This is a genomic window from Streptomyces sp. NPDC001843 (genome assembly GCF_042891955.1).
Taxonomy (GTDB): Bacteria; Actinomycetota; Actinomycetes; order Streptomycetales; family Streptomycetaceae; genus Streptomyces.
The window spans coordinates 46,429-61,988 of sequence record NZ_JBIATQ010000013.1; the positions used below are offsets into that span (position 1 = coordinate 46,429).

Here is a 15,560-nt window from a genome sequence, read left to right on the forward strand (position 1 = left end):
GGTCAGCTCCTCTCGAGGACGGGCGTCGGGGCCGGAATCCGCTCGGCCAGCGGGATCACGGGCGGGATCGACTCGGGCGGTTCGCCCAGCAGCACCCGGCGCACCACACGCTCGGCCGCGCGTCCGTCGTCGAACTGGCAGAAACGCTCCCGGAAGGCGGCGCGCAGGGCGGCGGCGCGCTCGTCCGCGTAGGAGCCGTCACGGAAGAGGGCTGCCAGTGCCTCGGGTGTCGCGGCCACCCGGCCCGGAGGGGCCTCCATGAGGTCGAAGTAGACGCCCCGGACCTCCCGGTAGACGTCCCAGTCGTCCGCGTACACGACGATCGGCCGGTCCAGGTTGGCGTAGTCGAACATGATCGACGAGTAGTCCGTGATCAGGGCGTCGGCGGCCAGACACACGTCCTCGGAGGAGCGGTGGCCCGTGACGTCGATGATCCTGCCGTCGGCGCGGGCCGCTCCCCGGTCGTAGAAGTAGTGGGCGCGCAGCAGCACGACGTAGTCGTCACCGATCGCCTCGCAGAACGCCTCCAGGTCCAGGCGGGCGTCGAAACCGGAGGCGTGGTCGCGGTGCGTGGGGGCGTACAGGATCGCCGTCTTGCCTTCCGGGACGCCCAGTTCGCGGCGGACGCGGACGACGTCGTCGGCGGTCGCCGTGTAGTAGACGTCATTGCGCGGATAGCCGTATTCGAGGGCCTCGTACGAGCTGGGGAACGCCCGTTCCCACATCTGGGTGGAATGGCTGTTGGAGGACAGGTTGTAGTCCCAGCGGTCCACCCGGGCCAGCAGCTTGGCGAAGCTGCCGGTCGCGGCCGCCACCACGGGATACGTCGACTGGTCGACGCCCATCTTCTTCAGCGGGGTGCCGTGCTGGGTCTGCAGGTGCACGCTGCCGGGGCGTTTGACGACGGCGTCCGCGAAGTTGGCGTTGTTGATCAGGTACTTGGCGCGGGCGAGCACGTCCCAGTACTTCCGGCTGCCGATGATCGCGTGCTCGACGTCCGCCGGCATGCTGTCCACCGCGTCCGGCTCCACCAGGAACACCGAACGGACGTGCGGGGCGAGTTGACGGGCCTTGGCGTGGATCGCCGCCGGGCTGCAGGCGTATCCGCGGCCCCAGTACGCGCAGTACACGGCGAGGTTCGGGTCGATCGGGCGGCGCAGCCGGCGCCGGTAGAACAGCCGGGTGCGCAGCATGCGCGGGCGCGGGCCGAGCTGGGCGGCCCGCGCCGCGAGCTGGTTGCCGGCGCGCAGCGCGCGGAACGCCGTGTACGCGCCGGCCGCCAGCAGCCGGTGCTGCACCCCCAGGCTGCCGCCCGGCGCCCGGAAGCCGGCGGGGCGGTGCCGCCGGTAGAGCCGGCCTGCCTTTCGGAAGAAGGTGCGGCGCAGCCGCGGGGGCAGCCGCCGCGGATAGGCGACCGCCTTGAGGACCGTGGCGACGACCTGCTCGAACAGCGCCGCCGACCGCTCCGGCGACAGCCCCGCCTCCGCGGCGAGGGCGAGCACCAGCTCCGCCTGGTCGAGCAGGTCGAGCTGGTGCTCTCCCGGCGCGTTGAGCCGGTTGCCCTGCCGGCGCAGCCGGTGCCGTACGACCACCCGGCGCAGCACCGCCACACGCTCCGCCCGGATCGCGCTCAGCCCCCCGAAACCGAGGTCCGTGAAATGCCCGGCCGGGAAGGTGAGTCCGTGGTCGGCGACGAACGCCGCGCGGTAGGCCGCGCTCCAGGCGGGAAGCCGCACGCCGGTCAACCGGGGGGCCTGGTCGGGGGAGAAGGCGCCGTCCGGGGCCCGCTCCAGCAGCGGGGCGGCCGTGTTGGCCGGCTCGCCCGTCCACCAGGGCGCCCGCTCGTGCTCGAAGTACAGCACGTCGACGTCGCCGGTCTCCCGCAGCCGGGCGTCGAGTTCGGCGAGCGCGCCCGGGACGAGCATGTCGTCGCCGTCGAGGAACAGCAGCCAGTCACCGGTCGCCGCCCGCATCCCGGCGTTGCGCGCCCCCGCCAGCCCGTCCGACGGCGGCGAGTGCACCGGGGCCACCCGGGGATCCCGCTCGGCGTACCCGGAGGCGACACCGCTCGCCGGTGCGTCAGGCGCGTCGCAGACCGGAAGCAGCTCGAAGTCGCCGAAGGACTGGGCGAGAACCGAGTCCAGCGCCTGGGACAGCCGGCCGGCGGCCCCATGGGACGGGACGATGATGCTGAAGCGGGGCATTCTGTTCTTTCTGTTGTTGTCCTGATCCCCTGGGGCCGACTCGGTCCGCCCTGGTGCTCAGGCCGTACGGGCGCGGCCGGGCCGCCCGGCCGGCCGCCAGGTGGACGGCCGGGACGGAGTGGGCCGCGAGGTGCTGCGGGGCATGGGAACTCCCGGAAGGGCAAACGGTGTTCAGCGGCTATCGGTGACGGGGAGGGAGCCGGAAGGTTGCGGCACGGTGGCGAGCGGGGAGCGCGCGAGCCCCGACGCCGCCGACGGCACCGGGTGCCGGGCCTCCAGCGGCACGACTCCTGGCAGCCCCGCCGACTCGCCCAGCACGACGTGCCGTACGACCCGCTCCGCGGCGCGTCCGTCGTCGTGCGGGCAGAAACGCTCCCGGAACGCGGTGCGCAGCTGGGTGGAGCGGGAGCCGCGCCAGTGGCCGGTGGCGAAGATGTCGATCAGTTCGTCCTCGCTGCGCGCGACCGCGCCGGGCGGGAAGGCACGCAGGTCGAAGTAGGTGCCGCGGGCCGCGTCGTACGCCTCCCAGTCCTCGGTGTGCACGACGATCGGGCGGTCCAGGTTGGCGTAGTCGAACATGATGGACGCGTAGTCGGTGAGCAGCGCGTCCGAGGCGAGGCAGAGCTGTTCGACGCTCGGGTGGTCACCGACGTCGATGATCCGGCCGCCCTCACCCGGCCGGCCGGCGTCCCGGTGGTGGGTGCGGGCCAGGATCACATGGCGCGGGCCCAGCCGGCGCAGGATCCGTTCCAGGTCGAGGGCGGGCTGCTGGGTGCGGCGGTAGTCGCGGTGGGCGGGGACGTACAGGATCGCCACCGCCCCGTGCGGAACGCCGAGCGACTCGCGCAGCCGGGTCACGTCCGCGGTGGTGGCCCGTTGGAAGACGTCGTTGCGCGGCCGGCCGTACTCCAGGGTGGTGTAGCGGCCGGGGAGGACACGCTCCCAGGTGAGGGTGGTGTGGCGGTTGGCGGACAGGACGTAGTCCCACTTGTCGACCTCGTCGAGGAGTTCCGCGAAGTCGGTGTCCCGGGCGGCCGCCGGGCGTTCCTGGAGGTCGAGGCCCATGTGCCCCAGCGGGGTGCCCTGCAGGGTCTGCACGAACACCTGGCCCCGGCGCTTGACCATGCGCCGGTCGAAACCGGCGTCGTTGACCAGGTACTTGGAGCGGGCCAGCGCCGTCCAGTGGGCGGCGCTGCCGGGACGCACCCGGCGCGTGCCCGGCGGGATGGTGTGGTGCTGCTCGGGACGGGCGATCCAGACGGTGCGGATGTGCGGGGCGTGCGTGCGGAACGCGGCCTCCAGCGCGCCCGGGTCGCCGCCGTGACGGCCGTGGTGGGCGGCGAACACCGCCCGGTCGGCGCGCAGCGGGAGGCGTAGCTGGATCCGGTAGTGCAGCCGGAGCGCGGCGGACCGCACGATGCGGGCCGGCTTGGCGGCGAGCCTGCCCGTGCGACGGCACCCGGCCCCCGTGAGCCGGAGGGCGCGGTAGGTGCGGTGCAGGCCCAGGCGGAGCAGGGCGTGGCCGAGGCGGGCACGCAGGGGGGCGGGAGCGCCGGGGGCGTGGTGGCGGCGGAGCCGGTCGCGGGCCAGCCGCAGGAACTCGGCGCGGGTGCCGCGCGGCAGCCGGTCACGGCGGGTGAACACCGCAGCGAAGTGGTCGGCCATGCGGCGGAACAGCGCCGGCCGCCACCGGGCGAGCTCCGGCCGCTCCTCGACGTAGGCGAACACCCGGTCGTACTGGTCGAAGACGTCGAAGTGCCTGCGGCTGGTGGTGCGCAGGATGCTGCCCTGCCGGCGTTGCCGGTAGTGCACGCACACCCGGTCGAGCGTGGCGATCGACTCGGCCGTCATCAGTACCGGGAACGTCCAGGGGGTGTCCTCGTAGTAGCCCGGCGGGAAGCGGAAGCCCGCGCGTTCCACGAACTCCCGTCGGCACGCCTTGTTCCAGGCCACCATCAGCACCTTCAGCAGACCGGGCCGGTCCTCCAGGCGGAAGGGCGCCGGGCCCTGCTCGGCCAGCTCGGACGCGACGTTGTTGCGGACCGCCTCACCCGTCCAGAACGTACGCGCGTAGTCGTAGACCAGGACGTCCGGCTCGCCGGTCTCCTTGATCCGGTCGGCGATCGCCCGCAGCGCGCCCGGGGTGAGGGTGTCGTCGCTGTCCAGGAAGACCAGGTAGTCGCCCCCGGCCTGCGCGATGCCCGCGTTGCGGGCGCGGCCGAGGCCCTGGTTCTCCGGCAGGTGCACCGCCCGCACACGGGGATCCCGGGCCGCGTACTCGTCGATGATCTCCCCGCAGGCGTCCGGTGAGCAGTCGTCCACGGCGATCAGTTCGAGGTCGGGGTACGACTGCGAGAGCACCGAGTCCAGGCACTCGGGCAGGTACGCCTGGACCTTGTACGCGGGGACAATGACACTGAACCTGGGCAAGGGGCATCCATCGGTCGGTCGGCGCGGACGTTGTGGCCGGGAACGGCCGATGGAGTGATTTGGTTACGGTTCGTACGGCATGTGGGGGACATCCGGGCGAATGCGAAGGGGTGGGCCCACGTGTCGGCCCACCCCTTGCGAACAGCGCTGCGGCCGCGTCTACTTCACCGCGCCCGCCATCACGCCCGTCACGAACTGCCGCTGGAAGGCGAAGAACACGGCCAGCGGGATCACCATGGAGATGAACGCGCCGGGTGCCAGGACGTCGATGTTGTTGCCGAACTGGCGTACCTGTGTCTGCAGCGCGACCGTGATCGGCTGGCTGCCCGACTTCGTGAACACCAGCGCGACCAGCATGTCGTTCCACACCCACAGGAACTGGAAGATGCCCAGGCTGGCGATGGCCGGCCCGCCGAGCGGCATCACGACCCGGGCGAACAGGCGCAGTTCACCGGCGCCGTCCAGGCGGGCCGCCTCCAGCAGCTCGCGGGGGATCTCCGCGAAGAAGTTCCGCAGCAGGAACACCGCGAAGGGCAGCCCGAAGCCGACGTGGAACAGCACCACCCCGAGGATGGTCCCGAACAGGCCGATCTTGCCGAACAGTTCGGCGATCGGGATCAGCGCCACCTGTACCGGCACGACCAGCAGGCCGACGACGCCCAGGAACCACCAGTCGCGGCCCGGGAACTCCATCCACGCGAAGGCGTATCCGGCGAGGGAGCCGATGACCACGACCAGGACGGTCGCCGGGACGGTGATCAGGACGGTGTTCCACAGGGAGCTGGTGATGTCGCTGTTCTCCAGCAGCTTCTGGTAGCTGTCGAAGGTGAGTTGCGACGGCTTGCTGAAGACGTGCCACCAGCCCGTGGCGCTCATGTCCTCCGGTGCGCGCAGCGAGGAGACGAGCAGACCGATGGTGGGGACCAGCCAGAAGAGGCCGACCACGATGAGGAAGACCCGGACCAGTCCGCCGCCGAGCTTCTCCACGAGCCTGGACCCCGGCGACTGCCTGGCCTTCACCCCCTCCGCGGGCGCCACCTTGCCGATGCTCCCGGCGTGCGTGGTCATCGCCGCACCTCCCGCCGCAGCCGACGAATGTTGCTGTGTCTTCCCGGGGGGCGCCCCCCGGACCCCCGGCAGTTGCGCGGCCGGCGTGTCGTCATCGCCGCACCTCCCGCCGCAACCGACGGATGTTGAACAGCATCACCGGGATCACCAGCAGCAGCAGGAACACCGCGATGGCGCTGGCGATGCCCGGCTGGCTCTCCGCGAAGCCCTTGCGGTACAGCTCCAGGGCCAGCACGTTCGCGTCGTCCTGGGAGGAGCCCGGCGCGATGATGAAGACCAGGTCGAACACCTTCAGCACGTTGATCATGAGGGTGACGACGACGACCGCGAGGACGGGCGCGAGCAGCGGCACGGTGACCTTGCGGAACACCTGCCACTCGTTGGCCCCGTCCACCCGGGCGGCCTCCAGCAGCTCCCGGGGGACGCCCGCGAGCCCGGCCGCGATCAGCACCATCGCGAAGCCCGCCCACATCCAGACGTACGACCCGATGATGGCCGGGGTGACCAGTGACGGGCCGAGCCAGTCGACGCCGTTGTACGGCTCCTTGAAGTTGCTCGCGGGCAGCCGCAGTTGCGCCCCGTCCGCCTTCCCGGGCAGGGAGAACGTGCCGTCGTCGGCGGCCTTCGTGGAGGCCACCACCTTGCCCTCCTTGACCGCCTCGATCCGCATGCCCGCATAGCCCAGCTCGGACGGGTCGGGGGCGCCCAGCTTGCCGACGCCCTTGCCACGGGTGAAGTCCTGCCAGGTCGTGCCGGTGACCTTCCCCGGCTCGGACTTCGCCGCCACCGCCTTCTTCGCGCTGTCCGGCATCTGGTCGGGGGCCACACCGACCAGCGGCAGGGTGACGACCTGGCCGGTGTGCACGGGCGCCGAGGTGATGAAACCGCCGCCGTCGGGCTTGAGCGGCGACTCGCGGCCCGGGTGCGCCCTCGGGAACGCCGACGACTGGGCGAAGGTGTCGTGGACGCCGACCCACACCGCGTTGGCGACGCCCTTGTCCGGGTCCTGGTCGTACACCAGCCGGAAGATGATCCCCGCCGCCAGCATCGAGATCGCCATCGGCATGAAGACGACCAGCTTGAACGCCGTGCCCCAGCGCACCCGTTCGGTGAGCACCGCGAAGATCAGACCGAGCGCGGTGGAGACCGTCGGCGCGAACACCACCCAGATGATGTTGTTCTTCAGGGCGGTGCGGATGCCGTCGTCGGTGAACAGGGCCTTGTAGTTGTCGATTCCGGCGAAGCCGTCACCGTTCGCGTTGTAGAAGCTGCGGACGAGCGAGTACCCGATCGGGTAGACCACGAGCGCGCCGAGCAGCACCAGGGCGGGCAGCAGGAAGAGGGCTGCCACGGCTTTGCGGGTGCCGGTCACGCTCTTGCGGTTCTTCGGTGCGGCGGGGCCCGGTGGGGCGCCCGCCGCCGCTGCCGACGCCATGGCCGGATCAGCTCCCGTTCCCGTACGCGGCCGCCGCGTCCTTCTCCAGCTTCGCCTGGGTTCCCGCGACGTCCTTCGGGTTCGTCAGGAAGTCCTGCAGGTCCTTCCACTCGCCCTTGCCGGGGGTGCCGCCGAAGGCCTGCGGGGCCTGGTCGGACATGTCGAACCGGAAGTCGTCACCGGCGGCGATCAGCGCCTTGGCGATGGTCTGCTGCACCGTGTTCGGGTACGCCGAGTTCGGCACGTTCTTGTTCGGGGACAGATAGCCGCCGAGCTTCGCCTGGATCGTCGCCGCGTCCGGCGAGGCCAGGAAGGTGACCAGCGCCTGGGCCGCCTTGGAGTCCTTCAGGACGACGGCCGCGTCACCGCCGGAGACCACCGGCGCCGAGGAGCCCACCGCGGGGAAGGGGAACACCTTCGCGTCCGTGCCCACCTTGGCCTTGGTGTCGCCGATGTTGACCTGAGCGAAGTCGCCCTCGTAGACCATGGCGGCCTTCGGCTGGTCGCCACCGGTGAACGTCTGGGTGACGGACTCCGGGAACTCGGTCTGCAGGGCGCCCTTCGCGCCGCCCGCGACGTAGTCCTTCTTGCCCCAGATCTGCGCGAGCGTGGTGAGCGCCTGCTTCACCGAGGGATCGGTCCACTTGATCTTGTGCTGGGCGAGCTGGTCGTACTTCTCCGGGCCCGCCTGGGACAGGTACACGTTCTCGAACCAGTCGGTGAGGGTCCAGCCGTCGGCGCCGCCGACGGAGAACGGGGTGACACCGGAGTCGTACACCGCCTGCGCCGTCTTCAGCAGGTCCTGCCAGGTCTTCGGCTCCTTGGCGCCCGCGTTCTCGAACGCCTTGACGTTGTACCAGACCAGCGACTTGTTGGCGGCCTTGTAGTAGGCGCCGTACTGCTTGCCGTCGACCTTGCCGATGTCCTGCCAGCCCTGCGAGTAGTTCTTCTGCAGCTCCTTGACCGCTTCCGCGCCGAGCGGCTTCGCCCACTTCTTGTCCACGGCCTGCTTGATGGCGCCGGGCTGCGGCAGCAGCGCGACGTCCGGCGGCTGACCACCGGCGATCTTGGAACCGAGGAAGTTGATGATCGGGTCCTGGGCGGGTACGAACGTGACCTTGGCGCCCGTGCGCTTCTCGAACTCCGCGAGGACCTTCTTGAAGTTCTTCTGCTCGGTACCCGTCCAGACGGCGGCGATCTCCAGCTTCGCGCCGTTCAGCTTCGGGAGGGAGACGGTGGCGCCGTTTCCGGTGGCACCGGTGCTGCTGCCGCCGTCGCCCTTCTTGTCGTCGCTGCCGCTGCAGGCGGTGAGCGCCAGGGCTCCCGCGAGCAGCGTGGCGATGGTCGCGACGGCCCTGTTTGTCCGGATGGTGTTGCTTTTGCTACGCATCACTGCCCCGTTCTTCGTTCTTCGTTGAACGCATGAGCACTGTCCCGTGACGTCCGGTCTACGCCGGGTGACTTGACGCCTGCAAGAGCGCCTGCCGTGTCGACCGGGAGATCGTGACCGGCTCGTGATTACGCCCGCGACTACGCCCTGAGGCCTACAGGAGGGACGGCACTTCCGCCGCCGCCACTTCCCGTGCCGCCCGCTCCACCGCGCTGGCGAGCAGGGCCAGGTCCGTCGGGCCGTTGCCCAGCTCGCGGACCGGTCGGCGGGTCGGCGGGTCGCCCATGCGGTGCCAGTCCAGGGGGACGACCGTGGGGCGCTGGGTGGCGGTGCGCGGTATACGGCCGGTCACGCGGCCCCCCTGGAAGGGGGTTATCTGCCCGTCGGCGCGCGTCAGGCGCCCGCGCCCCGGCGCCGGCTCGTCCGGGCCGGAGGACGGTGCGTCGAGCGTGACGCGGAGGCTGGCCCGGCGGGCCGGTTCCGTCTCCGCCGTGCGGCCGCCGGGGCCGGTCGCGGCCACCAGGTGGACGCCGAGCCGCTCGCCTTCCTTGGCCACCGCCTCCAGCGCGCGTATCACCGAGCCCGCGGCGGGCCGGCCCGGTGAGCCGAGCGCGGGGGAGACCAGCGCGTCCAGGTCGTCCACGACCACCACCAGCCGGGGCAGCGGCGGTGCCGCCTCGGTCCGGCGCCGGGAGGCCGCTCCCGGCCGCAGCCGCATGGTCGAACTCGGCGGTGAGTCGAGGTCCCCGGCCCCGCCGGAGCCGGACGCAGCTGTCCCGGACGCACCTGTCCCGGAGCCGCCGGATCGTCCGGCGGGCGTGCGCTGCGCGACGATGCGGCCGGACACCTCGCGGTGCGTGTGCCACTCGGTGAAGTCGACCCGCCCGAGCAGCTCGGCCCGCCGCTTCAGCTCGGCGCTCAGGGACTGGGCGAACTCCCGCATGCGGACCGGGTCGTTGGCCGTGAGATGGGTGGTGACGTGCGGTATGTCCGTGCACGCCCGCAGGCCCTCGCCGTGCGCCGGGCCGGTGCCGACGCCGTCCCGGCCGTCGATCAGGACGACGCCGAGGCGGTCGGGGCGCTCCGCCGCGGCCAGCGAGGCGACCACCGCGCGAAGCAGCTCCGTACGGCCGCTGCCGGGTGGTCCCTCGACCAGCAGATGCGGTCCCTCGGCGACGAGGTCGACGCTGAGCGGCCCGCGCGGCCCGGCGCCGAGCACCGCCCAGGCCCGCCCGCCGAGCGCCTCCGTGTCGTCGGCGGCGTCGGCCCAGCGCGCCATCAGTGAGGCCGGGGTCGCCCGGGCGAGACCCAGCTCGTCCAGGAGCCGCGCCGACAGCGGCAGCGGTGCCGCCACGCGCGCCTGCCCCTCACCGAGGGTGCCGTCCGTCCTGAGCGGCGCCAGCGCCCGCGCGAACCGCTCCGCCCAGGCCGGGGAGACCGCGTCGACGGCGGCGACCGTACCGTGCCCCACCGGTCCGGCGGGGGCGGTGGGGGTGTCGGTCCGGGCGACGCGCACCAGCCGCAGGGCGGTGGCGACATCGCCGCTCAGCAGCGCGACGGCCCCGCACGCGCGGAACGTCGGCGCCGCCGCGCACGCCGCCTCGTACGTCTCCGTCACCGGCGAGGCGGGCGAGGCCGGTGCCGTCTCGGCCAGGCACACCACGTGGACCCCGGCCCGCGGTCCCTCCAGGGCCAGCCGCGCCACCGACTCGCGCAGGCCGGCGCCCCCGGGGTCGCCGTCCACGACCACCACCGTGTACGGCCCCGGGACGCCGGGGTCCTTCTCGTCCGCGCCGGTGTCGCCGCGCGCCCAGGAGGGGCGGGGGCGGTCGTCCGGCTCGGTGGGCCTCGCGGGAGGCGGCCGGTCGAACGCCGTCCGGGTCACCGGGTCGTCCACGCGGCGCAGGAGTTCCTCGGTGCGGGCCGCCGCCTGCTCCCGGTCGTAGGCCAGCAGGAGGCGGCAGTCCTGGCCGTGCCCGGGCCGTACATGGGGCAGCCAGCCGAGCCAGGACCACTCGGCGGTGCGCTCCTCCAGGGAACGGCCGCGGTCCGGGCTGATCAGCACGATCTCCAGCACGTCGGGGGAGTGCAGCGCGGCCAGCTGGGCCAGCACCGCCCGCGCCAGCCCGGACAGCCGCGCGCGGGGTCCCGCCAGACCCAGCGCCCCGGCCTCGCGCAGATCGGCGGTCACCGGTACGGCGGGCAGCAGGCCCGAGCCGTCCGGCACGGCCCGGTCGGCGGTGCCGAGCCGCACCGTGAGCGTCTCCGGGTGGCCCGGCCGGCGCTCCCACAGCCGGGGCCCGGGGCCGAGCGCCGTGAGCAGCAGTGCCGCCGGGTCCGGCCAGGTGTCCGGCTGCTGCGCGGGGACAACGGCCGGCGGTGGGACGGCTCCCTCGGGGCCCTCCTCCTCGTACGTCCGCGGGCCGGCCGCCGGCGGCTCGCTCCGGCCGCCGGTCAGGCGCCGCGCCCACAGCGGGCCGGCCGCCGGCGGCTCGCTCCGGCCGCCGGTCAGGCGCCGCGCCCACGCGCCGAGCCCGCCGCGTCTGCGTACGCCCTGCGGGATGTCGGTGCCGCGCAGGGGCGTGGCCTTGCGGCCGCCCGCGGCTGGGTCCTGGAGGTCCTGGGCGGTGGGATCGTCCGCCGGGACCCGTGCCGCGAAGGCTCCGGCCACTCCGCCGACGCCGAAGGGACCGGCGTGCGTGTCCCCGCCGTCCCGGCTCTCGATCCGGTGCGCCGCGCCCTGTCCCGGCACGACCGGCTCCCCGGGCCCGTGGCCCCGGGCGTCCGGTGCGGCGCCGGGGGCGCCCCAGCCCGCCGAGCCGTAGGCGTGGTGCGTGCGCTCCAGCAGCGTGTCGCCCACGCGCGTGTGCGCCGTCCCGGCCCCGGGGGCGACCCGGACGCACCCCTCTCCGTCCGGCGTCGTCTCCAGCCGTGCCCCGGGTCCCCCGGACGGAGTCAGCCGCAGCGCCGACTCGCCGATCCGCAGCAGCGCCCCGGCGGAGAACCGCACCGGCTGGTCGCCCACGCGCGCGCCGTCCAGCGCCGTGCCGTTGGTGGAGCCCAGATCGGCGACGGAGACGCGGCCGTCGGCGGCGACCGTGACCGCGCAGTGCAGCCGGGAGACGTCGGGGTCGTCCAGCGGGACGTCGGCGTCGGCGGAGCGGCCGATGGTGACCTGGCCGCCGTGCAGCAGATGGACGCCGCCCGCGTCCGGGCCCGCGACCACGTGCAGCTGGGTCGGGGCGTCGTCGAGCTCGGGGTGCGGTTCCGGCTCGGCGGGAGCCCCGAGGGACAGCACGGCGCCGTCGACCAGCGGGGGCTCGCCGACGGTGGCCCGGCCGGCGTCCAGCCGCTCCGCGCCGGCGTACAGCACGACCGGGGCGCTTCCGGTCTCCCGGCCACCCTCACCGGCGACCGCCGCGGCCAGCCCCGACGCCACCACGGCCAGGGCCGTGCCGGCGGGCGCTGTGACCAGCACGTCGCGGCTCGCCGCGCGGCCCCGCTGCGGGGACGGGGCCAGCGGGTCTACGACGGTCAGCCGGATCTGCATCGCCGTCAGCGGTCCCTTCTGCGCGGGCGCGGAGAACCCCCCACCACACACGAGCACGTCGGCCAGTACGCCAGCATCCTCGCACCTGCCACTGACAACGCACCCCTCGCCCGGCGTCAAGTGATCTTGATTGGTCAGCTCTGCCCTGAAAAGTGCCTGACCGGTAATGCACCGGCGATCACTTGAGATCGGTCACGTCCGAGCCCGGCAACCTGGAGACCGAGGCGAGCGTCTTTCCTTCGAACGTGCACCGGAAGGCTTACGTAGTGCCTTGGGGGGCGGCACTACAGTGGGTCGGAACAGGTAAGCAAGCAGCAGGGAGCGCATGACGTGCGGCCGGTAGGCAGCAAGTACCTGCTCGAGGAGCCGCTCGGACGCGGCGCCACGGGCACCGTCTGGCGAGCCCGCCAGCGCGAGACCGCGGGCGCCGAGGCGGCCGTGCCCGGCCAGCCCGGCGAGACCGTCGCCATCAAGGTCCTCAAGGAGGAGCTGGCGAGCGACCCCGACGTCGTCATGCGGTTCCTCAGGGAGCGGTCCGTCCTGCTCCGGCTCACCCACCCGAACATCGTCCGGGTGCGCGACCTGGTCGTCGAGGGCGATCTGCTCGCCCTCGTCATGGACCTCGTCGAGGGCCCCGACCTGCACCGCTACCTGCGCGAGAACGGCCCCTTCACACCCGTCGCCGCCGCGCTGATGACCGCGCAGATCGCCGACGCGCTCGCCGCCAGCCACGCCGACGGGGTCGTCCACCGGGACCTGAAACCCGCCAATGTGCTGCTCCAGCAGTACGACGGCCAGCTGCACCCCCTGCTGACCGACTTCGGCATCGCACGTCTGGCGGACTCCCCGGGGCTGACCCGCACCCACGAGTTCGTGGGCACGCCCGCGTACGTCGCCCCGGAGAGCGCCGAGGGCCGCCCCCAGACCTCCGCCGTGGACATCTACGGCGCGGGCATCCTGCTGTACGAGCTGGTCACCGGCCGTCCGCCGTTCTCCGGCGGCTCCGCCCTGGAGGTCCTGCACCAGCATCTGAGCGCCGAACCGCGCCGCCCGTCCACGGTCCCCGACCCCCTCTGGACGGTCATAGAGCGCTGCCTGCGCAAGAACCCCGAGGAACGACCCAGCGCCGAGAACCTCGCGCGCGGTCTGCGCGTCGTCGCCGAGGGCATCGGCGTCCACGCGAACAGCGCGCAGATCGCCGCCGCCGAGGGCGTCGGGGCCCTGCTCGCCCCCGACCCGGCGCCGACCGCCGTCCCGGGCGTGCCCGGGGCCGCCGACCCCACCCAGGTGCTGCCAACGGGCTCGGCGCAGGGTGCGTACGACCCGAACGCGGCGACCAGCTACCTGCCCCACACCGGAGGTCCGCCGGGCGCGGCCGACCCCACCGCCGTACTGCCGAACACCGGCGCGGCCGACCCCACCGCCGTACTGCCGAACACCGGCGCCGCGGACCCGACCGCCGTCATGCCGCCGGTGCCGCCCAACCAGCCCGGCGCCGGGCAGCAGGGGCAGCAGCCGCCGGATCAGCCGCACCCCTGGCAGAACCAGATGCGCGCCGCCCGCGACCGCAACGAGCAGACGCAGGTCCAGTACCTCGACCCGGACGAGGACCCGCTGCGCCGCCGCCCGCAGCGCCAGGTGGCCAGGCCGCAGCAGCAGCCGCGCCAGCCGCAGCAGGGCCGCCCGCAGCAGCCGCAGCCGCGCCAGGCCCGGCAGCGCCGGCAGCAGGGGCCGCCGCCCGGGTACGCCCAGCAGCAGCCCCAGCAGTACGCACCGCAGCAGCAGCCGCAGCGGTACGCCCCGCCCGCCCCGGCGGAGCCCCGGCGGCCGGCCCGGGAGCCCCGGGAACCGCGGCAGCGCAGCGCCAACCCGATGAAGATCCCCGGCCTCGGCTGCCTGAAGGGATGCCTGTTCACGATCGTCATCCTGTTCGTCGCGGGCTGGCTGATCTGGGAGCTGAGCCCCCTGCAGGACTGGATCGGGACCGGCCGGAGCTACTGGCAGGAGCTGAGCAACCTGATCGGCACGGCGACGAAGTGGGTCAAGGACCTCGGGAACGCCACCGGCAAGTGAGCGCGGCGACTGATCACGGGGTTGGGGATTTGTCGACATCTGACGGGTGATTTCCGCCTCCGCCGTGAAGGTTGGCTCGTCGGACGCGTAGTTTTAACGACAACACGCGTCTGTAGGAGCAGCCTTGGCACGGAAGATCGGCAGCCGGTACACCGCCCACCAGATCCTGGGGCGGGGCAGCGCCGGCACGGTGTGGCTGGGCGAGGGGCCGGACGGCCCCGTCGCCATCAAGCTGCTGCGCGAGGACCTCGCGTCCGACCAGGAACTCGTCGGACGCTTCGTCCAGGAGCGCACCGCGCTGCTCGGCCTGGAGCACCCGCACGTCGTGTCGGTGCGCGACCTGGTGGTCGACGGCAACGACCTCGCGCTCGTCATGGACCTGGTCCGCGGCACGGACCTGCGCACCCGCCTCGAGCGTGAGCGGCGCCTCGCGCCCGAGGCGGCAGTGGCGATCGTCGCGGACGTCGCCGACGGGCTGGCGGCGGCGCACGCGGCCGGGGTCGTGCACCGGGACGTGAAGCCGGAGAACGTGCTGCTGGACATGCAGGGCCCGCTCGGCCCCGGCGGCGCGCACCCGGCGCTGCTGACGGACTTCGGCGTGGCCAAGCTGATCGACTCGCCCAGGCGGACCCGGGCCACGAAGATCATCGGCACCCCGGACTATCTGGCACCGGAGCTCGTGGAGGGCCTGCCGCCGCGCGCCTCGGTCGACATCTACGCCCTGGCCACGGTGCTGTACGAGCTGCTGGCCGGCTTCACCCCCTTCGGGGGCGGGCACCCCGGGGCCGTGCTGCGGCGGCACGTGACCGAGACGGTCGTACCGCTGCCCGGGATCCCCGAGGAGCTCTGGCAGCTCCTCGTCCAGTGCCTGGCCAAGGCGCCGGCCTCGCGCCTGCGGGCGTCGGAGCTGGCGGCCCGGCTGCGGGAGCAACTGCCGGTGCTGGCCGGAATGCCGCCGCTGGAGGTGGACGAACCGGACGCGGAGACCTCCGAGGAGACCACGGCCGAGGAGCCGGCGTCCCCGGCGTCGCCCGGAGGCGAGCCGGTGCGGCGGCGCGGGGCGGTGTCCCTGGTGCCGGGGGCCAAGCCGGACTCCAACCGGGACACGCACACCTCGATGCGCGTGCCGGGGCCGGACGAGCTGGCCGGAGGCGCGCGAGGCACCGCACGTGCCCCCCGGGCCTCCGGAGCGCCCCGCCCCGGCTCGGCACGGCACCGGGCGGCGGCGCGGCGGCGCAGGATCACTCTCGGGGTGGCCGCGGCGGCGCTCGCGGCGGCGCTCGGGGTCGGCGCGTGGCTGGCGACGTCGGGCGACGACCCGGAGACGTCCCCGCAGAACACGCACACCTCTTCGACGCCATGAGACGAACGAGCCGAGGCGGGGGCCCGGAGGCGGCAGCCCCCGGAGCC

At 73.5% G+C, this 15,560-nt stretch carries 8 protein-coding genes; 2 read left to right on the forward strand and 6 right to left on the reverse strand.

What is annotated here, in order from left to right; genetic code table 11:
• Window positions 1-2 precede the first annotated feature (2 nt).
• From ACFYZQ_RS29345 to ACFYZQ_RS29370, 6 genes are all read right to left on the reverse strand, one after another.
• Window positions 3-2,204: a CDP-glycerol glycerophosphotransferase family protein gene (locus ACFYZQ_RS29345; protein WP_389153979.1), complete on the reverse strand. Its 2,202-nt coding sequence runs from the start codon at window positions 2,202-2,204 to the stop codon at window positions 3-5.
• A gap of 171 nt (window positions 2,205-2,375) precedes the next feature.
• The gene (locus ACFYZQ_RS29350; protein WP_389153982.1) at window positions 2,376-4,634 is read right to left on the reverse strand and encodes a CDP-glycerol glycerophosphotransferase family protein; all 2,259 of its coding nucleotides are present in this window, start codon (window positions 4,632-4,634) and stop codon (window positions 2,376-2,378) included.
• A 159-nt stretch (window positions 4,635-4,793) separates the two neighbouring features.
• On the reverse strand, window positions 4,794-5,702 hold the full coding sequence (locus ACFYZQ_RS29355) for a carbohydrate ABC transporter permease (protein ID WP_389153985.1): 909 nt from the start codon (window positions 5,700-5,702) through the stop codon (window positions 4,794-4,796).
• A 91-nt stretch (window positions 5,703-5,793) separates the two neighbouring features.
• A complete protein-coding gene (locus tag ACFYZQ_RS29360; protein ID WP_389153988.1) occupies window positions 5,794-7,137 on the reverse strand; it encodes a carbohydrate ABC transporter permease in 1,344 nt (447 codons plus the stop codon).
• Between the two features lie 7 nt (window positions 7,138-7,144).
• Window positions 7,145-8,527: an ABC transporter substrate-binding protein gene (locus tag ACFYZQ_RS29365; protein ID WP_389153991.1), complete on the reverse strand. Its 1,383-nt coding sequence runs from the start codon at window positions 8,525-8,527 to the stop codon at window positions 7,145-7,147.
• Window positions 8,528-8,681: 154 nt separating this feature from the next.
• Window positions 8,682-12,077 carry an FHA domain-containing protein gene (locus tag ACFYZQ_RS29370; protein WP_389153994.1) on the reverse strand — a complete coding sequence of 1,132 codons (3,396 nt, stop codon included), beginning with the start codon at window positions 12,075-12,077 and terminating at the stop codon, window positions 8,682-8,684.
• A 330-nt stretch (window positions 12,078-12,407) separates the two neighbouring features.
• On the opposite strand from ACFYZQ_RS29370, the gene ACFYZQ_RS29375 reads away from it, so the two are divergent.
• Entirely contained in the window at window positions 12,408-14,150 is a 1,743-nt protein-coding gene (locus ACFYZQ_RS29375; protein WP_389153997.1) for a protein kinase, read from the forward strand.
• A 124-nt stretch (window positions 14,151-14,274) separates the two neighbouring features.
• Entirely contained in the window at window positions 14,275-15,513 is a 1,239-nt protein-coding gene (locus tag ACFYZQ_RS29380; protein WP_389154000.1) for a serine/threonine-protein kinase, read from the forward strand.
• Window positions 15,514-15,560: the final 47 nt, after the last annotated feature.